This window comes from Vibrio alginolyticus NBRC 15630 = ATCC 17749 (genome assembly GCF_000354175.2).
Taxonomy (GTDB): domain Bacteria; phylum Pseudomonadota; class Gammaproteobacteria; order Enterobacterales; family Vibrionaceae; genus Vibrio; species Vibrio alginolyticus.
This window is the reverse complement of sequence record NC_022349.1, coordinates 1103683-1126796: the sequence shown is the minus strand read 5'-3', so window position 1 is coordinate 1126796 and position 23114 is coordinate 1103683. Positions and strand designations below refer to the sequence as shown.

At 44.2% G+C, this 23114-nt stretch carries 23 protein-coding genes and 1 other annotated feature; of the genes, 4 read left to right on the top strand and 19 right to left on the bottom strand.

Features of this window, described 5'->3' with window-relative positions:
• Positions 1-96: 96 nt before the first annotated feature.
• The 8 genes from N646_RS05025 to N646_RS04990 all read right to left on the bottom strand — a co-directional run bounded on the left by N646_RS05025 (position 97) and on the right by N646_RS04990 (position 7775).
• Positions 97-489 carry a GspS/AspS pilotin family protein gene (locus tag N646_RS05025; RefSeq protein WP_005376765.1) on the bottom strand — a complete coding sequence of 131 codons (393 nt, stop codon included), beginning with the start codon at positions 487-489 and terminating at the stop codon, positions 97-99.
• 3 nt (positions 490-492) lie between these two features.
• Positions 493-789: a YciI family protein gene (locus N646_RS05020; RefSeq protein ID WP_005386727.1), complete on the bottom strand. Its 297-nt coding sequence runs from the start codon at positions 787-789 to the stop codon at positions 493-495.
• A gap of 115 nt (positions 790-904) precedes the next feature.
• Entirely contained in the window at positions 905-1300 is a 396-nt protein-coding gene (gene yciA / locus N646_RS05015; protein WP_005376768.1) for an acyl-CoA thioester hydrolase YciA, read from the bottom strand.
• Between the two features lie 225 nt (positions 1301-1525).
• Complete coding sequence (locus tag N646_RS05010) at positions 1526-2089, bottom strand: septation protein A (protein ID WP_005386728.1); 564 nt, start codon at positions 2087-2089, stop codon at positions 1526-1528.
• Between the two features lie 198 nt (positions 2090-2287).
• The gene (locus N646_RS05005; protein ID WP_005376770.1) at positions 2288-2530 is read right to left on the bottom strand and encodes a hypothetical protein; all 243 of its coding nucleotides are present in this window, start codon (positions 2528-2530) and stop codon (positions 2288-2290) included.
• Positions 2531-2641: 111 nt separating this feature from the next.
• Positions 2642-5182: a quorum-sensing autoinducer 1 sensor kinase/phosphatase LuxN gene (gene luxN / locus N646_RS05000; protein ID WP_017820487.1), complete on the bottom strand. Its 2541-nt coding sequence runs from the start codon at positions 5180-5182 to the stop codon at positions 2642-2644.
• Complete coding sequence (locus N646_RS04995) at positions 5175-6359, bottom strand: acyl-homoserine-lactone synthase (protein ID WP_017820486.1); 1185 nt, start codon at positions 6357-6359, stop codon at positions 5175-5177. Before N646_RS04995 ends, luxN begins: the two co-directional genes overlap by 8 nt.
• 156 nt (positions 6360-6515) lie before the next feature.
• On the bottom strand, positions 6516-7775 hold the full coding sequence (locus tag N646_RS04990) for a dicarboxylate/amino acid:cation symporter (RefSeq protein ID WP_005376774.1): 1260 nt from the start codon (positions 7773-7775) through the stop codon (positions 6516-6518).
• Between the two features lie 543 nt (positions 7776-8318).
• Here N646_RS04990 and N646_RS04980 point away from each other — a divergent pair.
• Positions 8319-9860, top strand: a complete 1542-nt coding sequence (locus N646_RS04980; protein WP_005376776.1) for a long-chain-fatty-acid--CoA ligase — start codon at positions 8319-8321, stop codon at positions 9858-9860.
• A 126-nt stretch (positions 9861-9986) separates the two neighbouring features.
• Here the strand turns inward: N646_RS04980 and N646_RS04975 are convergent, their stop codons facing one another.
• From N646_RS04975 to N646_RS04940, 8 genes are all read right to left on the bottom strand, one after another.
• Complete coding sequence (locus N646_RS04975) at positions 9987-10682, bottom strand: Crp/Fnr family transcriptional regulator (protein WP_005376777.1); 696 nt, start codon at positions 10680-10682, stop codon at positions 9987-9989.
• Between the two features lie 196 nt (positions 10683-10878).
• Positions 10879-11685, bottom strand: coding sequence for a tryptophan synthase subunit alpha (trpA, locus tag N646_RS04970; protein ID WP_017820483.1), 807 nt, complete (start codon positions 11683-11685; stop codon positions 10879-10881).
• The gene (trpB, locus tag N646_RS04965) at positions 11685-12875 is read right to left on the bottom strand and encodes a tryptophan synthase subunit beta (RefSeq protein WP_017820482.1); all 1191 of its coding nucleotides are present in this window, start codon (positions 12873-12875) and stop codon (positions 11685-11687) included. Before trpB ends, trpA begins: the two co-directional genes overlap by 1 nt.
• Before the next feature lie 64 nt (positions 12876-12939).
• Positions 12940-14379: a bifunctional indole-3-glycerol-phosphate synthase TrpC/phosphoribosylanthranilate isomerase TrpF gene (gene trpCF / locus N646_RS04960; RefSeq protein WP_017820481.1), complete on the bottom strand. Its 1440-nt coding sequence runs from the start codon at positions 14377-14379 to the stop codon at positions 12940-12942.
• Between the two features lie 13 nt (positions 14380-14392).
• Positions 14393-15403, bottom strand: a complete 1011-nt coding sequence (gene trpD, locus N646_RS04955) for an anthranilate phosphoribosyltransferase (protein ID WP_017820480.1) — start codon at positions 15401-15403, stop codon at positions 14393-14395.
• Between the two features lie 36 nt (positions 15404-15439).
• Positions 15440-16048 carry an aminodeoxychorismate/anthranilate synthase component II gene (locus N646_RS04950; protein ID WP_005434961.1) on the bottom strand — a complete coding sequence of 203 codons (609 nt, stop codon included), beginning with the start codon at positions 16046-16048 and terminating at the stop codon, positions 15440-15442.
• A gap of 16 nt (positions 16049-16064) precedes the next feature.
• Entirely contained in the window at positions 16065-17630 is a 1566-nt protein-coding gene (locus tag N646_RS04945) for an anthranilate synthase component 1 (protein WP_017820479.1), read from the bottom strand.
• A gap of 126 nt (positions 17631-17756) precedes the next feature.
• Positions 17757-17860, bottom strand: a sequence feature (Trp leader region).
• Entirely contained in the window at positions 17807-17932 is a 126-nt protein-coding gene (locus N646_RS04940) for a trp operon leader peptide (RefSeq protein ID WP_005376787.1), read from the bottom strand. (Overlaps the previous feature by 54 nt.)
• 95 nt (positions 17933-18027) lie before the next feature.
• Here N646_RS04940 and rnm point away from each other — a divergent pair, with 95 nt between their 5' ends.
• Positions 18028-18885 carry an RNase RNM gene (rnm, locus tag N646_RS04935; RefSeq protein ID WP_005386777.1) on the top strand — a complete coding sequence of 286 codons (858 nt, stop codon included), beginning with the start codon at positions 18028-18030 and terminating at the stop codon, positions 18883-18885.
• A gap of 59 nt (positions 18886-18944) precedes the next feature.
• The gene (locus N646_RS04930; RefSeq protein ID WP_005376791.1) at positions 18945-19565 is read left to right on the top strand and encodes an L-threonylcarbamoyladenylate synthase; all 621 of its coding nucleotides are present in this window, start codon (positions 18945-18947) and stop codon (positions 19563-19565) included.
• A 93-nt stretch (positions 19566-19658) separates the two neighbouring features.
• Here N646_RS04930 and N646_RS04925 read toward each other — a convergent pair whose 3' ends face one another.
• Entirely contained in the window at positions 19659-20369 is a 711-nt protein-coding gene (locus N646_RS04925) for a calcium-binding protein (RefSeq protein WP_017820478.1), read from the bottom strand.
• 565 nt (positions 20370-20934) lie between these two features.
• Between N646_RS04925 and rluB the strand changes: the two genes are divergently transcribed.
• Positions 20935-21873, top strand: a complete 939-nt coding sequence (rluB, locus tag N646_RS04920; protein WP_005376798.1) for a 23S rRNA pseudouridine(2605) synthase RluB — start codon at positions 20935-20937, stop codon at positions 21871-21873.
• A 187-nt stretch (positions 21874-22060) separates the two neighbouring features.
• Here rluB and N646_RS04915 read toward each other — a convergent pair whose 3' ends face one another.
• Positions 22061-22381: an HI1450 family dsDNA-mimic protein gene (locus tag N646_RS04915; protein ID WP_005376800.1), complete on the bottom strand. Its 321-nt coding sequence runs from the start codon at positions 22379-22381 to the stop codon at positions 22061-22063.
• A gap of 2 nt (positions 22382-22383) precedes the next feature.
• Complete coding sequence (efpL, locus tag N646_RS04910; RefSeq protein WP_005376801.1) at positions 22384-22950, bottom strand: elongation factor P-like protein EfpL; 567 nt, start codon at positions 22948-22950, stop codon at positions 22384-22386.
• Positions 22951-23114 lie beyond the last annotated feature (164 nt).

Sequence of the window (23114 nt, the reverse complement as noted above, 5' to 3'; positions counted from 1 at the left end):
TCCGTTTTTCTATTCTTAATTGTTAACTTTCGTTTTCAGATTATTCAATAATAGCGAATCATCGTCTCGTGCCGAAAGCAACAAAAATTACTGTAGCTACTTCACCTGAGTACAAGTCTGTGCGGAAACCAACTCATCTGCCATCAACTGACCGCGAGAATTACGTACCTTAATACGATACATCAAGCCCATATCAATTTGCTTGCGAACTTCTGGGTTGCTGCAGTAGGTATAGATACTGGTATTCAGTACTTGATTTAACGGCTTTGCACCGAGTGCGCCATCGTTATAAATCATCATCATCTCTACAACATTTTTGTTGGATGAGACACGCATTATTTGCAGTGGACCGTACTCTAAAGGGAGACCCGCAGACAAAACTCCTGCTCGGTTTGATGCCATAAGCTCAAGTTGGCGCTGCTTATCATCGGTTGATGAACAGCCAGCCAGAGCACCAAATACCAAGAAAAGACACAGTAATTTTTTCATAAATTAAAACACTTTTTTGAACGGTTTCACGATTACATGATCGTAAACACCAGCCGCTACATAAGGATCGGCTTCTGCCCACGCTTTAGCATCCTCTAGAGAGGCGAATTCAGCGATGACAGTTGAGCCCGTAAATCCAGCTTCACCAGGATTGTCAGAATCTATCGCAGGCATCGGACCAGCTGTAAGAAGGCGGCCTTCGTCTTGTAGCTTTTGTAAGCGATCCAAGTGTTGTGGGCGAACGCTCATGCGTTTTTCCAACGAGTTCTCAACGTCCTGTGAAAAGATGACATACCACATAGCATAGTTCCTTAATTGGTAGGGTAAAGTGTTAATTTAACGCCTTTTTTGTGTCTCTCACAAGTGAACAACAGAAAATGTGAGATCCTTTCTAACTGTTAGCGTTGTAGGTTGACTAATTCTGAACCGGACGTGGTTTACCTTCACTGTCAATGGCTACGTAGTTGAAGGTCGCATCACAAACCATGAAGCGTTCGCCAACACCGTGAGCTTTGACGGGTTTGACCCATACTTCCAAATCGACACTCATGGATGTGCGGCCGATCTTAGTGCATTCGCCGTAGCAGCATACGACATCGCCCACACCAACAGGTTTTTTGAACGTAATGCTTGATACCGAAACGGTGACAACGCGACCACAAGAGATCTCTTTTGCCAGAATCGCGCCCGCTAAGTCGAGCTGAGACATTATCCAACCGCCAAAAATATCGCCATTGGCGTTTGTATCTGCAGGCATTGCAAGGGTACGAAGCAGCATTTGACCTTTCGGAGAGCTAATTTCTTGACTCATTGTGACATCCTAAATCTTAAAGGCGCTCAAACTAAGCGCCAACATAGTAAATACCTAGAACCAAAGGTCCTTAAAAAACCGCAGATACCGGACCAGAGAAAGTTGATTTACAGCAGCAAGAATGGTCTGAAAACGGTACGTTGTTTGAGCGGTTTACTGATACATGGAGCAAAACAGCGACCCTAAGGTCGCTGTGAAGTCGCGGATTATAGCAAAACTGAGTTTTTAATCATCAGTGGACACATCGGATGAGTTATTTTTTTGTTCTTTTGGCATGTGTTTATAAATGTAAAAGCCAGTCGCAATCATGTAGGCAAATGTCGCGATCAACATTCCAAATACTTTGAAGTTAACCCAAACATCCAACGGCAATTCGTAAGCAATATAAATGTTTAGGCCAGCGAAGAATGAGAAGAAGCCAACCCAAGCCCAGTTAATCTTTGCCCAAACAGCGTCAGGTAACGTAATTTCCTTGCCTAGCATACCTTTGATGGCTGATTTTCCCAATGCGTGGCTCACTGCTAAGCCAATCGCCAGAATCGCGTAAATGATGGTGACTTTCCACTTTATAAAATTGTCGTCGTGGAAGAAAAGGGTCATGCCGCCGAAGATAGTGACGATAACAAATGTTATTAGCTGTATCTTTTCGACTTTCTTATATAGCGCATAGGTGACGACAAGCTGAATGGCTGTTGCTACGATCAGTGCACCTGTCGCCACGTAGATGTCGTACAGCTTGTATAAAGCGAAGAAAACGATGAGTGGTATAAAGTCTAGGATCTGCTTCATGATGGCAAAATCTACCTAATTATTGAATTGAAGACAGTCTAACGGAATCTGACAAGATGTGAATACTGAGGAAGTTAAGGTAAGAATAGTAACGCTTAGTATATCGTACAGCCCGCAAGCTTCTTCCACGTCGAAACAGCAAATGGAAGGAATAAAAATTGCCGCGTGAAGCGGCAATAGAGTTGAGAGTTTTAAACCTTAAGCAACACGTTGATATTGGGAAATAAGCGTTTTTACATCTTCTAAATAGCCTTCCCGTAGTAAGTTATCGACCGTTGCTTCTAGCTCTTCGAGAGACATCGTGAAGCAAGTGGATTTACCAGTCATCAGGCTCAGATATTGATGATACTCTTCTTCTGTATAGTGGCCTAAGCGATCAAGTAACAGTGTTTTGATTCCATGATGAATCAAGCCGTAGTATGTATGTCGATGAAGTAACATGGCGATCTCCTTATCAAGCTCATACGCTACTCTTTTGCAGCCTGCTTGACCTTCTGGATAATTCGATTTACTCCAATAATGCACATCTAGTGCCAATTCTATATTTGCAGATTAAAAAGTGTTGGAAGGCGCAGAATTCTCGTTCTGTAACCATCTTTGGATGACGACTTGAAGTGCATTTAACGTGGTGGGCTTTTCGAGTCTGTCATCCATGAGTTTCGAAATTAGCTCCAACTCTCTAGCTCCAGACTCACCAGATAAGGCAATGATTGGAACGGAGGATGTGATTTGCTTAATCCGTTGGCTTGCGTCAAATCCATTCATTACCGGCATTTGGACATCCATAAGAACGAGATCAATCTTATGAGAGTGGAATAGTTCTACCGCAGAGGCTCCATTATTTGCTTGTAAGCTGTTGACTCCCAGCCTTTTTAAATACATCTGTACCAAGGTGCGTTGCACCTCTTTGTCATCAACAATGAGCACTGTTGGTGCATCTTTAGATACTTGTACGTGTTGAGCTGAATGATTTTCAAAATGTGATGCAGTTGCTTTCCAGCTATCAAAGTCCGGTGCTCTTAATGTCTCTGGTTTTGGTGCGTTTGGTACGACTGGGAAATACAAGTAGAATTCTGTGAACTCGTTCAATTCAGACTGGCACTCTATTCGTCCTCCGAAGGAGCGCATAACACGTTGGCAATAGCCCAAACCTAAGCCACTGCCTCCGCTTTTTTGATACGAGAAAAAGTCATCAAATATCTTGTGTAAGATACTGCTATCTATACCTGGCCCACTATCTCGGAAGATCAGAATGTTTTCGTAAGCCCCCGTCTGGGTACGAATCTCAATTTGACTGTCGGGATAAGAATCAAAATAGTAGATAGCGTTACGAATCAAATTGAAAATGACAAAGTTAAACAGGGTCTCATTTAACTTCGCGACAAAATCGTGTGCCTGTGGCAGGTTAATTCTCTCTATTATTTGATCGTTTTCAAAACCATAACGGCTTACTGCTTGGTCGATGGCTTTATGTATGGAAGTGAGAGCTAAAGGCTCATGCTCTGGTGAACTGTCGCTAACTTCTCGTAAAATAATATCGATAAGTTGTCTACCGCGTTGTATAGCGGCTTCACCTTTATCAATTTCTCTTTTTAGCGTATCCAGTGAGGCGTTTGACTCTATATGCTGTTTTAAAGCTTCAAATTGTAATTGTACTTGAGCGAGAGGGTTACGCATTTCATGTGCAATGGAGTTAGCCAGCGCACGGCTTTGGCGTACCTTTCTATCGGCTTCAATGGTGCTCTGGATGCGAACTAATAACGTTTGCAGAGCTGAGATTTCTTCATTAGAAAACAGCTTATTATCTATTTTATGTGAAGAAATTAGTAAGTGAGTAACTGACTTTCCACGACCGAAGAGAGGCATAACGAGCGCAGTATTGCTTGAGCGCATGCGCTCGTAGAGCTTTCTCATCGACCCTTTAGAAGAGGAGGCATAATCAATTTCTTCAGACAACTCATCTAGCACGAGAACTGACTTGCTTGACGGCAGGTACTCTTCGTAAAACGTTTCTGTGTAATTGCTAGTGACTAGCTGCAGCTTGTTGTTTGGTATGTTAAGTAACGATGCCAACTGATGCATAGCATCATCTATTGAGCGTTTAAACTCTTCCTCTAACCCAAGGATTTGCTGAACGGGAGTGTGTCGTTTCCCATAAATAAAATACGAAGCGTAACGACTGACTCGCTTAAAAAGCAAGTGCCAAGTGATACCGATAAGCGCACATAAAGGTACCGCAACAAGCCATTGGTTATCTTCAGAGATAGGAATAAATATCGCCCCTAGCGGCAGAACAAAAATGGCGCAGACTAAGAGCGCGCTTACCGTTAAGTACGTGAGATATTTAGCGCTGTAGAAGCGAGAGGTAAGTAGGGCATAGCCCACAAACAACATTTCGCTGATTGAAAGTGCTGGTGGTAACCAAGTTAGGGAGAAGTCGCCAAGGAAATACGTCATTCCAAGGTGTATCACTGCCGTAGATAACATGAATACCAAAATGCCAGCTATCATATAGTTGCTTTTTGCTAGCGTGAGCTTGCTGCTGTTCGCGCGCATGGCAATCAAGTTAAGCAGCGTTAGTACCACGAAAGCTAGCAAACTAATGAAAAAATATGAGGTATGTGAGCCAAATTCAATGACGAACTGGCTTGGACCACTAATGGTGACATTTTCGACAGTAAGATTCGGCACTAAGTTGATGTACAGTGAATACGTTGCTAGTGCGACAAAGACGACTTTTTGCCAGACTTTGACCGCTGTTTTTTTAACATCTGCGGTTAACTGGCAAGAAAAATAGAATGCAAACGCAAAGGCGAAAAAAGACGCTAAGTTCGCTAACTTAGCCATAAAAATGCCACCAACAGAGCCTAATTCTGGCAATAAATCGGTATGGAAATAGGCGTTGCTGCTTATCCAAACAATGATACAGCTGGAATAAGCGATGTAAGGCGCGTGATGCGAGCCTAAGATTGATTCACTCTTCTGTTTTAGGCGATAGCAGTAATACAGTAACCAAGCGAATACTATTAGTACAGTCGCGTACAATGCCAATGCTTTTGGGTAAAAGATACCGTGCAAATGAACATCAAGCATGCTCATTCACCTTTTTATCCATTCTTTTTGTTCGTACGCAATGTTTGTAGTCGCGAAATTGTATGTCTTGAAATGCTTCAACCATCATACCTAAATTCCAGAAACCGCGGTATGTCTTGGTACCGTCACTGTTAATGTCGCGGTATCCTGAGTGAAAGTAGGCACTTAAATCAATAGATTGATAGAAATTTAACATAAACACTTGCTCAATAATGGTAAAGCCGAGCTTATAGCCTGCTTTATAGAGCTCGCTCATCATAGTTTTTTGCGCCAGATACAAAAAATACAGCTTTTGTTGAATGTTGCCTCCCACCGTAAGACGCAGTACTTCGCAAACCGCTTCACTGTTCTTTACACGAGATTGAAACTGAGCATCAAACTCAATAAGAGTGTGCTCATGAGTTAGAGCACGACACTCCAAAATACCCAGTTGATTGAGAACACTATACCCATGATTAGGAAAGCAAAACTGCCATTGTTCGTTACTAAACTGTGGTGAGTAACTGAGCCAGTTATTTCGTTGATGCCAGCTTTGCACTAAAGCGGAGGAGACCATGATTGGTGAAGATGACGATTTGAGCAAGAGGGCAAAGTGCTGCCCTTTTTGCGAGAGTGATAAAAGAGGCAAGATTTCAAACCATTGTTCAGTTTGGACGAAAAGCTCAAGATTACTCAGTGTGATCGCTTCGGAAATCGGCATTAACGCTGCATGATTTGGCAGCATTACCTCAAGATCGCAATCTGCGATATCTTCAATTAACACGCTAGTATAGCTGTGGTCGTCAAACGGAAGCGGAGTAGGAATCGCAGCTTCGTTTGAAGGATATTTTTGCTTGATTGCTTCGATCTCGCATTGACACCAGAAAACCATCCAATGCGGGTAACAATCTGCGGCAAGTTGTTCAAGTAAACGAATCTCTTTGGAGAAACCTGTCGGATACTGTTGCACTAAATCTCGATAATCCATTAACTCAAATAGTGCAGAAAGACTTTTTGATGCGTGTTTAGGAAAGAGAGATTTAAGCAGTTTTATTCGATACAGAGCAACCGGTTGAAAAAGAGCATCTCGTTTTTGTTTCGTTAGGGTAAGAATAACTGAGTCAACCAAGGCCTGCTGCTTTGATTCGATCGGCAAATTTGTTTTGGTGAGATAGTCCAAAGATTGCTCAAGACTCATGATATAACCTAGCTCTAACGTTTTGTTATATTTTGTAATGGTTTATATCATTTTGAAAAATTTATGCCATCGGTTTCTATTTGTATAGTTACGTAATGCAAGAAAAGACAAAAAAACCGCTCATTATGAGCGGTTTTTGGTCTATTCAAGAAAGGGTTAGGCTTCTTGCTTTTTTAGCTCAGCTTCTGCCGTTTCTTCTTCAATTAGCGCATCAACGATAACTGCACATGCAGCATCACCTGTGATGTTCAGTGCTGTACGAATCATATCGAAAATACGGTCAAGAGCGAATAGCAGCGGTAGACCTTCAATTGGAATGCCAGCGGCAAGAAGCACGGCAACCACTAGGAAAGAAGGGCCAGGAACACCCGCTTGACCAACCGCACCCAATGTAGACGTTACGATAATTGCAATGTAAGCGCCCATGCCTAGATCGATATTGAACAGTTGAGCAAAGAAGATAGCAACCAAGCCATAGTAAATCGCATTACCTGACATGTTGATCGTTGCGCCTAGAGGCAGAACAAATGATGCAGTTGAATTTTTTACGCCCAGCTCTTTTTCACAGGTGTCCATTGTAACAGGCAGTGTTGCCATAGAAGACGCTGTTGAAAGCGCAACTGCTTGCGGTTTCTTCATTGAAGACAGGAATTTCTTCGCAGATGTCTTCGTGAAAACATGCACCATTGCTGGGTAAACAACGAAACCGAAGATTAGGATGGCGGCAACGTAAACAACGAACAGTTTAAACACCACCATTAGCGCACCAAAACCGAACGTACCGACGGCTTCTGCCATCAGACCAAATACACCGATAGGTGCAATGATCATTACTTTGTTGATCATCCAAACCATTGCGTCAACGATGCAGTTAACACCATTGATGATTGGTTCACGACGCTCTTTTGCTTGCTTAGAAATCGCAATACCAAAGAACATACAGAAAACGAGGATCTGTAGGATGTTTGCTTCATTTAGTGATTGGAAAACGTTGGTTGGGATCATACCAGTGATGGTTGCCCAGAAAGTAGGTAGTTCACCTTTTGAAGCGTATTCTGCTGAGAACATGCCTTCAACGCCAGAGACGTCGATACCCATGCCTGGTTGGAATACTTCACCCATAAATAGTGCAAGCGCAACGGCTAGGGCGGATGTTAAACCAAAATAACCTAGAGTGACGATACCAACTTTACCTGCTGACTGGCTGTTCCCAAGACCAGCGGCGCCAGAAATCAAGGCTACAGCGACCAAAGGAATAACCAACATTTTGATTAAGTTGATAAAGATAGCACCTAAAGGAGCGAACACCGTCGCATCATGACCCATCATGGCACCAACGGCTGTGCCCACGATCATGGCGATTACGACTTGTACGCCAATGTTGTTTAGCAAACTCTTTTCTTTTAACACTTCCATAACCTCTGTGCTAATAAAATGTAAAATCCTAAAATTACCCACTAACCATAAATGGATTTACGGATAATTATCTCGCCTTGCTTTTTACACTTATCGTTTACAATTGGCAATATGCAGCAAGGTATTATTGATGGATTAATCGATATTTTATTGACGAACGATAAAGTTTTGTTCAATGGCAAACGTTTGCTATTGATTTTTCTTATAAGGGTCGCGCTTAGGATTGTTCAAGTTTATTTTTCTTTATTTGTTTTCTTTTTGTTAATTTTAACCGCTTTTGTATTTGCTATTGCAGTCAGAGTTTTTAGTGACTTGGGTTGATATTTATAACAATTCATCTCTTTCAAGCTCACACTTTTATTAATTTGCCTTCTGAAATGTTAATTGCTTTACATTCTTAGTCCTGATTGCGTTGTAAACATAATGTTAAATGACAATGACTGGTGAGACTCAAATGCTGACGATCCAGTGTTAAGGATAACTTGCTTAGTTAATGCTCCTGAGCTGATTAGACGAGAAAGACAAGTAAGAGGTAAAGATACTATGATGAATCTTGCTGCTGCGTTACAAAGAAATGCTGCGAGTAAACCAGATAAAACGGCGTTGATATGTGGCGCTGAAAAGATAAATTATGAGCAGTTTGATGCGGTCGCCGGTAAGATCGCAGCGTCTTTAATCAATAAAGGCGTAAAGCCAGGTGACCGCGTTGCGATTTCATGCCCAAACAATCCTTTTTTCGCGTTTGTTTATTATGCAATACAAAAAGCCGGCGCGGTTGCAGTCCCATTAAATGTGCTTTTGAAAGCGCGAGAAATTAAGTATCACTTAGAAGATTCAAAAGCGAAGTTTTATTTCTGCTTTGAAGGGACGAAAGAACTGCCAATGGCAAAAGAGGGCGTCAAAGCCTTTGAACAAGTCGATACATGCGAAGGCATAGTCGTACTGACTCAATCTCAAGATGAAAGCTATTGGAATGGTGTAATAACTCTCAATGCGTTTATAGCCGATGTCCAACCGTTGCCGGATTATATACCGCGTAATGCGGATGATACTTGTGTGATTTTGTATACATCAGGGACGACAGGCTTACCAAAAGGCGCTGAGCTGACTCAGCAGAACATCATAATGAACGCTCTGGTGGCACAAAACATTATGGGCAGCCAGGCCGATGATATTCACTTAGTAACTTTGCCTTTATTTCATACATTTGGTCAAACCGTCCACTTAAATGCTAGTGTTTTGGGCGGGGCAACATTGGTGTTAGTGCCTAGGTTTGAGCCTAAACATGTTCTTGAGCTGGTGGAAAAACGTAGGGTGACGATATTTGCTGGTGTACCAACGATGTACATCGGTCTGCTTCATGTGCAGCATCAATTTGATACCTCGTCATTGCGTGTTGCAGTAAGCGGTGGTGCGCCATTACCAACCGAAATCTTTCGAACCTTTGAAGAAACATTTAATGTGCCGATCTTAGAAGGGTACGGCTTGTCGGAGACAAGTCCTATTGCATGTTTTAATCATTTGGATCAGGAGCGTATACCAGGCTCGGTAGGTCAACCGGTTCAAGGCGTCGAAGTAAGAGTTATCGACATTGAAGGCAATGCACTACCGATAGGCGAAGAAGGTGAGATTGTTGTGCGTGGTCATAATGTTATGAAGGGATATCTTGATCGCCCAGAAGTTACTGAATCTGCGCTACAAAATGGTTGGTTCCATACTGGTGATGTGGGCCGCTTTGACAGTTCAGGTAATTTATTTATTGTCGATAGAATGAAAGATCTGATCATTCGAGGTGGATTTAATGTTTATCCCAGAGAAATTGAAGAAGTTTTCATGACTCATCCTGCAGTTTCAATGGTCGCGGTGATAGGGATTCCAAATGAAGAGTATGGCGAAGAGATAAAAGCCTACGTTGTACTTAAACCAAAAGAATACATTGACGCCGATTCATTACAAAAGTGGGGTAAAGAGCAATTAGCCTCGTTTAAATATCCTCGTTATGTCGAAATTCGTGAACACCTCCCGATGAGTGCGACAGGAAAGATTTTGAAACGTGAGTTGAAATCTGAATTGAATATAGCTTAGTCAATTCAATGGTTTTTGTGTCACAGCGCCACTTGCCTAAGTGCAAATGGTGTTGTGCTCTTGACCAATTAGATGCATAAGTTTTTTAGATATCGTTAGACAATACTTACCGTTTGTTGAATGGATCTATTGCTCGAGTTCTTTAAAGTATTCTTCTAAGCGTTTCGGATTGGTAATGGTTACTGAGCCATAGTTTAGCTCTAGCATCCCGATACTTTCTAATCGTTTTAGTATCTTGTGTACGCTTTGACGAGTTAGCCCCATCATGTTAGCGATATGTTCTCTTGTTACCCTGACAACGCATGGTCGAGTATCGATCGCTTGATTAAGTTGGTATTCAGCAAGTAGCAGCAACCTTTTGGCGACTCGTTCTTCAATTCCTCTAATCGCGTCATCTTCGATAACAGAAATAGCAGACCACAAGCGGCGGCTAAGTAAGTCGAGTATAGTGGGGTAACTTTGAGGGTATTTGGCGAGTAATTGGCGAAATTTATCTCCAGGAAGCTCCATTACAGTCACGTCCGAATGCGCGGTCGCACCAAAAATACGAGGCATACCGGGAGAAAAAACATTGTCTCCAAACCAGCCACCAGCTTCGAAAATCATCAGTGTGACTTCTTTGCCTTTTGAACTAATTGAGTTCACTCTCACTGCACCTTGAGCTATGACCATAAGAGAAGATTGAAGCGCACCTTTATTGCAAATCAGTGCTTTTTCGTCGAAGCAGCGAACCTTAGTCATTTGCGCTGCTTCACTAAGCCCTTTATCTGGCAGCCCTGATAGTACAGGACATTTGGCTAGCAGTGTTTTGACTTCTTCCATGTAGCAACCTTACTGCACATTGCTTTATTGAGTTAGTTAAGTTACCCAAGCTTAACACTCTTGGAGTGCTCTGCTTGAGATAGATTTGGAAAGTGCGGGCGTTGAACAAAAAATGACGTGGTATAAACGCGATAGTAAGAAAACGCCCACTAAACATAATGTTAAGCGGGCGTTGTTGTGTCATATCAAACTGAAATTATTTTTGAGTGGCAGCTTTCATTGCAGAAACGAATTCACCTAGCTTGTCGAGCATAATTTGTGGCTGCTCAACGTTCGCTTCAATGATTTTGACCACGGCTGAACCAGAAATTGCACCAGCGGCGCCAGATTCTAGTGCTTGTTTCACCTGTGCTGGCTCAGAGATGCCAAAACCAAGTAGCGCTGGTGGTGCATCAAATTGGTTCAGTCTATCCAGCATATGACCTACAGGCATGTTTGCTTTGGTTTCTGCGCCAGTAACACCTGCACGAGAGAGTAGGTAAGTGTAGCCGCCACCTAACTCTGATACTTGCTTCAGTGTTTCATCACTTGCCGTTGGTGGTGCGATGAAGATTGGGTGAATACCAAACTTTTCTGCAGCAGCAACAAATTCGGCACTTTCATTAGTTGGCACATCTGCAATCAAAACAGAATCGATGCCTGCTTTTGCACAACGCTCATAGAAGTTCTCGATACCACGAGAGTAAACAAGGTTCGCGTACATCAGAAGACCAATAGGCAACTCTGGGTACTTAGCTCGGATCTTACCGATTTGCTCGAAGCAGATATCTGGTGTTGCACCTGACTCTAACGCGCGAATGTTAGCGCCTTGGATGGTTGGGCCATCGGCTAGTGGATCTGAGAATGGAATACCAAGTTCAAGGGCATCTGCGCCAGACTCAACCAGTGTTTCCATGATTTTGTAAGATTGCTCTGCGTTTGGATCGCAAACCGTTACGAACGGTACAAATGCGCCTTGGCTCTTTTCGTTTAGGCGCGCAAACATCTTCTCATAACGGCTCATTAGATTGCTCCTTTTTCTTCTAGGATGGCATGTACAGTGAAGATATCTTTATCACCACGACCTGATAGGTTAACAACCAACAATTGCTCTTTTTCTGGATTCTCACGTGCCATACTTAGTGCGTGTGCCACGGCGTGAGAAGATTCAAGAGCAGGGATGATACCTTCGTGACGTGCAATCTCTTGGAATGCTTCTAGCGCTTCATCGTCTGTCACGTTGTCGTATTCAGCACGGCCAATTGCGTTTAGGTGTGCGTGTTGTGGGCCAACTGAAGGGAAATCAAGGCCAGCAGATACCGAGTAAGACTCTTCTACTTGACCGTTTGGATCTTGCATCAATGGCGCTTTCATACCGAAGAAGATGCCTGTTTTACCATGCTTAAGTGGTGCACCGTGCTGGTCAGTATCGATACCTTTACCTGCTGGTTCAACACCAATTAGGCGAACACTTTCTTCTTCGATGAAGTCAGCAAACATGCCGATAGCGTTTGAACCACCGCCCACACATGCGATAACCGCATCAGGAAGACGACCTTCACGTGCCAAAATCTGATTCTTCGTTTCTTCACCAATCATGCGTTGGAAGTCACGCACGATGGTTGGGAATGGGTGAGGACCTGCCGCTGTACCTAGTAGGTAGTGCGCGTCTTCATAAGTTGCAGACCAGTCGCGTAGCGCTTCGTTACATGCATCTTTAAGTGTCGCAGAGCCCGAGTGGACAGGGATAACTTCTGCGCCCATTAGTTTCATACGGAATACGTTCGGGCTTTGACGCTCAACGTCTTTTGCACCCATGTAAACGCGACACTTAAGGCCAAGCAGCGCACACGCTAGTGCAGTTGCTACACCGTGTTGGCCTGCGCCTGTTTCTGCGATGATTTCGTTTTTACCCATGCGTTTTGCAAGCAGCGCTTGACCCAACACTTGGTTGGTCTTGTGCGCGCCACCGTGAAGTAGGTCTTCACGTTTTAGGTACAGTTTGGTTTTCGTACCTTTGGTTAGGTTACGAGTTAGAGTCAAAGCCGTTGGACGGCCCGCATACTCTTGAAGAAGCGTCATGAATTCGCTGCGGAATTCTGGATCTTCTTGCGCGTCGATAAACGCTTGCTCTAGTTGCTCCAGTGCTGGAACTAGAATTTGCGGAACGTACTGACCGCCGTATTCGCCAAAGTAGGCATTCAGTTTTGCCATCGTTATATTCCTTCTCGTATTTTTCGCTACGAATAGCTTTAAATTTTTTAGCTGATATCCAGCTTTAGTAGTTGCGAATAGCAGTGAATGCCGCGAGCAACTTCTGTGAATCTTTTTTGCCTGGTGCGCTTTCTACACCAGAGTTTAAATCTAATCCCAAGCAACCTAGTGTCGCTGCTTGTTGAGCATTTTCTGGCGACAGTCCGCCCGCTAGCATAATTTGACTTGGGTCGCCGATCAGTGACCAGTCGAACACTTGACCAGTTCCACCAGTTTGAGTGCCAACTTGCGCATCTAATAAATGGCGATCAATGTTGTCTGCTAGCAGTTCTGGCTTGGCATCAGTCACGCCGTAAGCTTTCCAAATTTCTACCGCTGCTGGTAGTTCGGCTTTGAGTTGGTTTACGTAAGCTTGGTCTTCTTGACCGTGCAGTTGCACCGCTTTTAAACCCAAAGAGGTCACGACAGAAGCAACAAAATCGATATCGTGATTTTGGAAAACGCCTACATAATTCAGAGGAGCACCGCTCATGGTTAAGCGAGCACCTTCAAGGTCAACCGCACGCTTCGACTTCTCGACAAAAATCAGGCCACCAAATACCGCACCAGCTTGATACGCTTTCGCTGCGTCATCTGGATGAGTAAGACCACAGACTTTGTTTTCACCCAGCGTCACTTTACGTACTGCAAGTTCAAGGTTGTCTTCCGCCATCAGCGAACTACCAATCAAGAAGCCGTCTGCGAATTCTGCTAAATCACGAACTTGTTGATGGGTATAAATGCCAGATTCTGAGATTACTGTTGCGTTAGGAGCCAGTTCGCGAATTGTCGGTGCCAGTTCTTTTGTACGATTCAAATCAGTACTTAGGTCGCGAAGGTTACGGTTATTGATGCCGATAACGTGTGCGCCTAGCTTAACTGCACGATGAAGCTCTTCTTCGTTGCTGACTTCGGTCAGGATACCCATGTTCAGGCTGTGTGCTGCTTCTTCTAAGGCTTTATACTCTTCGTCATTCAGGACAGAAAGCATCAGTAGCACAGCATCAGCACTGTAATGACGTGCTAGGTAAACTTGGTAGGTATCTACCATGAAGTCTTTGCACAGAACGGGTTGTTTGACTTGACCGCGCACTTGAGGAAGAAAGTCAAAGTTACCTTGGAAGTATTTTTCGTCTGTTAATACTGAAATTGCATCAGCATGGTTGTTATAAACCGATGCAATGTAATCCAAGTCGAAGTGATCACGAATCAAACCTTTAGAAGGAGATGCCTTCTTACATTCGGTGATGAACGCCGTCTTTTCACCACTCAGAGCGTCGTAGAAGCTGCGGTCCGATGGCAGCAAATCAGACTGAAATGTGCTTAGCGGTTGAGACACCTTACGGTCTGCTACCCATTGATATTTATCGCGGACAATTTTCGCCAGTACTTCTGCCATTTCTGCTTCTTTTTTAGAAACGTGCTCAGACAGGTTGTCAGCTTGCTGAGTGTTGAAGTCAGTCATCTTCTTCAATTCCTTAAGCGTGTGCGGCAAGTTGTTGTACCAATTGGTACGCCTTGCCTGAATTCATTGCCTCAATCGCTTGTTGCGTGTTGGCTTTTAAATCTTCGTGGCCGAATAGACGCATTAGCAGAGCAACGTTCACCGCCACTGCACCCAATTGTGCGTCTGTACCTTTACCCGTCAGAATATTGGTAATGATCGCCTTGTTTTCTTCAGGATCGCCACCTTTGATCGCTTCTAGTGGGTGCGCTTCTAGACCGAAGTCTGCAGGCGTTAGTTTATATTCTGTGATCTTACCGTCTTTGATTTCAGCAATGGTTGTTTCGCCGTGAATCGCCACTTCATCCAAACCACTACCGTGTACTACAGCGGCGCGCTTCATACCCATTTGTAGCATGGTTTCTGCGATAGGACGAACCAGTTCTTCACTGTAAACGCCCATCAATTCGATGTTAGGACGAGCAGGGTTAATCAGTGGGCCAAGAATGTTAAAGATGGTGCGCGTTTTCATGGTTTGACGCACTGGCATCGCATGGCGCACACCACCGTGGTACTGAGGTGCAAATAGGAAAGCAACACCGATATCGTCGACCGCTTTGCGCGTATCGTCTGCGCTCATAGCTAGGTTGATACCAAATGAATCAAGAAGGTCAGAAGAACCCGATTTGCTTGAAACGCTGCGGTTACCGTGTTTCGCTACTTTTAGACCACATGCTGCAGCAACAAACGCCGCAGTGGTTGAAATGTTGATGGTGTTGTGACCGTCGCCGCCAGTACCTACGATATCCGCGAAATCATAATCTGGACGAGGGAATGGGTTTGCATTTGCCAGCAGCGCTTTTGCCGCGCCTGCTATTTCATCTGGTGTTTCGCCTTTGATTTTTAGTGCAGTCAGCGCTGATGCCATCAAAATTGGGTCTAGCTCACCACGGATAATGATGTCGAATAGCTGTTGGCTCTCTTCTTGAGTAAGCGATTCTTGCTCGTACAGTTTGGTAATAATAGGGTTGATGATTGCTTCCATATTTCCTCTCCTAAATTTCTTATGTGCCAGTGCTTTTTAAGCAGTGAGTGGGTTAGCTGAAGTTTGTTCTTCAAGTGCCCATTCAATGGCATTGGCCAACAGTGTTGCTCCGTAGGTCGTCATAATAGATTCCGGGTGGAACTGGAACCCGCAAACTTTATCTTCTTCATGTACAACAGACATTACCAAGTCATCCACTTCTGCTGTGATGGTTAGGCTCTCAGGAACCTTGGTCGCAACCAGCGAGTGGTAACGTGCAATCGCAAGTGGTGATGGTAGGTTTTGGTAAATCGCATGGTTTTGGTGCTCCATCATAGAGACCTTACCGTGAATGATTTCGCCTGCGCCAGCAACGGTGCCGCCGTATGCTTCAACAATCGCTTGGTGACCAAGACAAATCCCGATCATCGGCACTTTGCCTTTCATGCGTTGGATAAGCTCTGGCATTGAGCCTGCCTCTGACGGTGCGCCTGGGCCTGGCGATAGCAGAACCACTGGGTTTTCAAGCTCGTTTACCGCTTGTTCAATGGTTTCTGCTGGGATGTTGTTTCGGTAAATCTTGACTGAGTGACCTAGCGAGCGGAATTGATCCACAAGGTTGTAGGTGAACGAGTCAAAGTTGTCGATAAAAATGATATTAGCCATCTCTGAACCCTATTCCTTATTGTGATTTATGCGCTGCTTGGATAGCAGAGATTACCGCTTGTGCTTTGCCGCGCGTTTCGTCTGCTTCTGCTTGTGGATCAGAATCGAACACCACGCCAGCACCAGCTTGAACTTGAGCAATGCCGTTCTCAACGTACGCTGAGCGAATGACGATACACGTGTCGAGTGTGCCTTCACCAGTTAGGTAACCAACCGCACCGCCGTAGCTACCGCGACGTGCGCCTTCCACATCGCGAATCAACTGCATTGCGCGAATCTTTGGTGCACCAGTGAGCGTGCCCATGTTCATACAAGCTTGGTATGCGTGCAGCGCGTCTAGGTCTTCACGCAGTTGACCAACCACGCGTGATACCAAGTGCATCACGTGGCTGTAACGGTCGACTTTTAGAAGGTCTGCTACGTGGCGAGTGCCAGCTTGAGCAATACGAGCGACGTCGTTACGTGCCAAGTCAACCAACATCATGTGTTCTGCGTTTTCTTTCATGTCGGTGCGTAGTTCAAGTTCGATGCGGCTATCTAGGTCGAAATCGATCTCTCCATTCGGGCGCTTACCGCGGCGACGTGTGCCTGCAATTGGGTAGATTTCAATTTGGTTGGTATCGGTTTCATACTTAAGCGCGCTTTCAGGTGATGCGCCAAACAGAGTGAACAGCTCATCTTGCATGTAGAACATGTAAGGGCTTGGGTTACTTTGTTTCAGTTCTTTGTAAGCCGCCAGTGGAGAAGGACAAGGTAGAGTGAATCTACGAGACGGTACAACTTGGAATACATCGCCTTTCACTACGAACTCTTTTAAGTCGCGAACGGTTTGGCAGAAGTCTGCATCAGACACGCTAGGTTCTACCGTTACATCTGTTATTTGCTCTGCACTCGGCAACAGTTTTGGCGCTGCACACTGGGCGCTAATTTCTGCAATACGAGTCTCTAACGCTGTTTTCTCTGAACCATCAACAAACAACGTCGCTTGAAGCTGGCAAGATTCCGTTTGATGGTCGACAACAAGTAGTGTTTCCGCGACGTAGAAAACGTAATCTGGACACTGATTTGTTGCTTCGGCATTACCAAGCGGCTCAAAGTTTGCGACTAAGTCGTAGGCAAACAGACCACCAAGGAAAATTGCGTGTTTGTCTTGCTGTGAAATATCAAAACTATGCTGAACCAAACGTAGCGCATCGAAAGAAGAGGCTTCACGTAGGCGAGAGTCTTCATCTAACGTGTCGCATGGCTGGTTAAACTGCAAAGTTAGCGTTTCGCCATCGAACTTGCTCTCAACGTCACCACGGATGTTCTGGTTTAGGTGAGACAGTAGGTTTTTACCGTTATTGCTCAAGGCGTGCATGCTAACGGTATGGCCGAAGCAAACAATGCGAACCGCTGAATCTACGATCAGCAGGGATTTTAAATTTTGCTTTGAATCGATCTCAGCAGATTCCAGCAATAGGCTGTCAGTTTTGTTCTCACATAGTGTGTGGAACAAGCGAGTCGGGTCTTGAGTATAAGGGACGGAAGCCGTTAGCACTTCAAGCTGTCCAAGTTTCTTAATTTCAATGGCCTTGTTCACAAGACCTCCTTGTAGCTGTTTAAATCTTCCTGCCGTACATAGTCGCATAAAGCAAACGTTCTCCCAATCTAGAGTTGGCTATATTCGATTAATGTTTAGGCAGTTGAATGTGAAATGAGCAACAAAACAAAAAAGCCCGCTTAAGTAGCGGGCTTTACAACGTTTGGTTCTATAAACTAGAAGTATACGTTTGCCCACCAAGAACTAGTCCAAGTGCGCCACCAAGCAAGATCTGATGAGTTTGCCTTATTAAGACAAACCGCAACTTTCGCTTTTTGGTTTTGGTTAAATTCTTGTAACATGGTGAACCTTAAATTACGTACTTTGTATTTGTGTACTAGTTAACTAGTGCGAGGGTAAAAAGTCAACCCCAAAACGGCATTAAAACGATAAAAATATGAGAATTGATTTACATAGTCACACCACTGCATCGGACGGTCGGTTAGAACCTAAAGATTTAGTGGAAAGGGCGCTGAGTTTTGATATCGAGGTTTTGGCGATCACTGATCACGATACGGTTGACGGTTTGGCGTTAGCTAAGCAATACGTTCAAGATAATAATTTGCCGATAAAAATCATCAATGGCATTGAGATATCGACCGTCTGGCAAAACAAAGACATTCATATTGTCGGCCTGAATATTGATCCGGAAAATGAACAATTATCTGCCCTCATAGAACAGCAGAAGCAGCATCGCATAACACGATCTGAGTTAATTGCAGAGCGACTACAAAAAGCAACTCGAGTAGGTGTGCTTGAAGAGGTAAGGCAAATCGCCGGTGATGCTCCAGTGACAAGAGCGCATTTCGCGAAATGGTTGGTAGATAATGGTTACGCAAAAACCATGCAAATGGTGTTTAAAAAATACCTAACGCGTAATAACCCAGGTTATGTACCACCGAATTGGTGTTCGATGAAGGATGCGGTTGATGCTATCCATGCGGCTGGTGGAATGGCGGTATTAGCGCATCCTGGCAGATATAAGTTGACAGCGAAGTGGATTAAGCGTCTTCTAGCAGCGTTTGTCGAAGCAGGTGGTGATGCGATGGAAGTTGCACAGCCACAGCAAGCGCAACAAGAAAGGCGCAACTTGGCTGATTATGCTATACAATACAAACTATTAGCCTCTCAAGGCAGTGATTTTCACTACCCATCACCGTGGATGGAGCTAGGAAGGAACCTATGGTTGCCTGCTGGCGTCGAACCAGTTTGGAAAGATTGGGGAATAGATCCTTCGTTGAATAATACTCAGTAATACGAAGTCGAGAACCCATAAAAATATAGAGCCGAGAGGCTCGATAATGAGGAATTACAATGAGCCAGTTTTTTTACGTTCACCCAGAAAACCCACAGGCTCGCTTGATTAATCAAGCAGTAGCAATCATTCGTAACGGCGGCGTTGTGGTTTACCCTACTGATTCAGGGTATGCACTTGGCTGTCAGTTGGAGAACAAACAGGCACTGGAACGAATCTGTCAGATTCGTCGTCTGGATGATAAGCATAACTTTACTTTACTGTGTCGTGATTTGTCGGAGCTTTCTCTCTATGCGCGAGTGGATAACTCTGCATTCCGACTGCTGAAAAATAACACACCAGGTCCTTACACCTTCATCTTCAAAGGCACAAAAGAGGTGCCGCGTCGTTTGATGAATGCAAAACGTAAGACCATCGGTATCCGTGTCCCAGACAATCAAATTGCCTTGGACTTGTTGGAAGCATTAGGTGAGCCGATGATGTCTACGTCGTTGATTCTACCTGGCAGTGACGTAACAGAATCTGATCCAGAGGATATTCGCGATAAACTAGAACATGCGGTTGATGTGATTCTTAATGGCGGTTACCTAGGTGAACAACCTACGACTGTAATTGACTTTAGCGAAGGTGAACCTGTTGTAGTTCGTTTGGGATCAGGTGACCCTGCACCATTCGAATAGTAGACGCACACCACCGCCAAACAAAATAGGAGGCATCGCGCCTCCTATTTTAGTTGTCATATCGAATATCTCATTGAACTTAACTGATTGAGGTTAAGCGAAATCGAAAATGTCGATACCATTTTGTTCTGCATAGTTGATGTATGCAGAGCTCACACCGTTTAGTGTCACTTCAACATTGTATTCATCACTTGAGAATACTGCCCAGCCACACTCATTGTAAGATAAAGTCAGATCATCCGCTGAATCCAAGAACGTATCTCGAATGCCATCGTTATCAGTGTCTCGGCCCATATCAAAGACAAGTTTGTCATGGAAAATATTAAAATCGACAATGTCGGCTTTGACATCAATATCGTTGGAAGATACTGGCTGATCAGGTACACCAATAGCCAGGCGGTTTGTAAGCACGAAGGTGTCGTCTCCACAGCCACCGCTCAGTACTGATTCACCATCACCAACAACGAGCGTGTCGTTACCCCAGCCACCACTCAAGTAGTTGTTGCCTGAATAATCAAAAATTGTGTCGTCGCCACAGCCACCAAAGAGTTTGTCGTTTCCTAATCCGCCGGATAGGAAGTCGTTTCCAAAGCCGCCAGAAACAAAGTCGTTACCTCGGCCACCAAGCAAGGTATCGTCTCCCAAGCCACCGAAGACAATATCATTACCTCCGTATCCTACAAACTTATCATCACCACAGAAGCCGAAGAAAATATCGGTTGTTTCAGAGCCTTTTGTGCCTGTCATATCGTCATCTTGAGATGTCCCAAAAATCCAATTTAGGTCGAGATTTAGCATAGACATTGTTCTATTCCTTTTTGTCTGATTTATGCCAATCGCCGAGAGTGCAGAGCGAACCTAGTGAGTCAGAGTACACGATAGCATTAGTGTTATTTTTGATGTGAACTAATGACTTAAAGACAATTTTTGTCTTGTTACCCACGACCTTGTTTTGCTATGAGCGCTCATTGTCTGCGATGATTGGTATTACTTAGCAGCAAACAGGGACGGCTTATTCTTCGTTGCTTTCTAGCAATACGAACAGTAAACACACCCCAAGTGGTTATTGTTGTAACCCTGACAATTTTATCAGGTACCGCGTGGTTAAAGTGGTTCAGGAAGACCGATATTAGTGGGATTCTCGTTGAGCAATGCCTGCATTAAGTAGTAAAAAAGTTGCAGAATAGGACAAATATTTCGGTCATTTTTGAAGTGAATTTTGGTGTGGAGAATGGCGCCGATTTAGCTTACATTAACTAAGAAAGTTACGTATAATGTCCGACCGAAAAATCCCACTGAAATGGGTAAATAGCAAAATGCAGACCAATCCTGGTCTAGACGTCTGTGAAGACGACACATAGGTAGATAAATGAGCGAAAAGTTACAAAAAGTATTAGCACGTGCTGGTCACGGTTCTCGTCGTGAGATTGAATCGTTAATTAAATCTGGTCGCGTTAGCGTGAACGGTGTAGTCGCTAAGCTTGGTGAAAGACTTGAAGACGAGAGCAGCGTAGTTCGTATCGATGGTCACATTGTCTCTGCAAAGATTCAAGAAGAAGTGATTTGTCGTGTACTTGCGTACTACAAACCTGAGGGTGAACTGTGTACTCGTCACGATCCAGAAGGTCGTCGTACTGTTTTTGATCGTCTGCCAAAAATTCGTGGCTCTCGTTGGATTTCAGTTGGTCGTCTGGATGCGAACACTTCTGGTCTTCTACTTTTCACAACGGATGGTGAACTGGCGAACCGCTTAATGCACCCAAGCCGCCAAGTTGAACGTGAATACCTAGTACGTGTGTTCGGTGAAGTAACTGAACAGAAAGTTCGTAATCTAGTAAAAGGTGTTGAACTGGAAGACGGTTTAGCTCGCTTTGAAGATGTTGTTTACGCGGGTGGTGAAGGCATGAACCACACGTTTTACGTTGTTATCAACGAAGGTCGTAACCGCGAAGTTCGTCGACTATGGGAATCGCAAGAGTGTACCGTTAGCCGTCTGAAACGTGTTCGTTACGGCGACATCTTCTTAGACAAGAAACTGCCTCGTGGCGGTTGGATGGAGCTTGACCTGAAAGAAGTAAACTACTTGCGTGAGCTTGTAGAGCTTCGTCCAGAGAAAGAAACCATGCTTGATCTGAACAAAGACAACACGTCACGCAAACGTGAGCGTGCACGCAGCCAAAAAATTCGTCGCGCAGTTAAGCGCCATGAAGAGCGTGTTAACACGCCAAAAGGTCGCAGCAACAACCCTTCTCGTCGTAAGCCGAAGAAGACTGCTGGTGACCAAGGCGCACGCAACAAGCATCGTTAATCGATAGCAAAACATCAGAAAGGCTTGCCAATTCGGCAAGCCTTTTTCTTATCTGTTACATAACAAAAGGGTCTAAAGCCTATATAGAGCAGGGTGCTTTGTATAAACAAATATCTCAGCTAGACGAAAATAACAGATAAAAAAATACCAGCACTAGGCTGGTATCTTTGTTCATGATGAAGAAACGTTAATCGCGTTTCCAAAGCATATGGCAGAACTTATGTTCAGGGTCTCGGCTGATTAGCATACGAGCAAATACGTCATCAAGAACGTCATTTTCCTCATTTACTAGGCCGATACGAACCTCTGCATATACTTCTTTGTCGATCTCGAAGCCAACATGTTCAACCCAGTCATCACCGGTTTCAACAAGTTCTGCGGCACCACGATCTTCAAATTGCGCAGTAAACAGAATCACGTCAGCAGGCTCTAGGTTATCTGGAGCCATCTCAAGGAAAATGTCGTACGCTGCGTCGATGACGTCGTCGTAAGAAATCAAATCAGACATGCTTATGCTCGGCTCATGTATTTACGTTCAGCTGTGTTAATGATAACACGGTCACCAGTTGCAATGTACTCAGGAACCTGGATGACAAGACCTGAAGCGAAGCGTGCTGGCTTAGTGCGAGCAGATGCAGAAGCACCTTTGATTGAAGGGTCAGTTTCTTCAATCACTAGCTCAACAGAAGATGGTAGTTCAATACCCACTGCAGCACCGTTAACAAGGATAATGTGGATACCTTGTGTATCTTCGTTGATGAACAGCATGTCGTCTTCAACTTCATTGTGCTTGAATGTGTATTGTGAGTAGTCTTCGTTATCCATGAAGATGTGCTCATCGCCGTCAGCGTATGAGTACACAACTGCACGTTTGTTCATTTCTACCGTTTCAACAACGTCATCAGACTTGTAACGCTCATCTACACGTGCGCCCGTGTTTAGATCTGTACAACGCATTTTGTAGATTTTAGCGCCGCCACGACCGCCTGGAGTCGTTACTTCGATGTCTTTAACTAGAAGAGTTTTACCATTAGACTCGATTGCGAAGCCTTTTTTGATTTCACTTGCCTTTGGCATTGTATATTCCTATTCATACTTATTAAGCAAAACTCGGTGATTATAGCGCTAAGTTAGCCGCCTAGCATTAAAATTCATTGCAGAAATTTGTTGTTACTCCCATGACTAAACACCTGAATGGACTTGATTCAGTGAGTCGGCTAAGAGAACATATAGCCCAACTT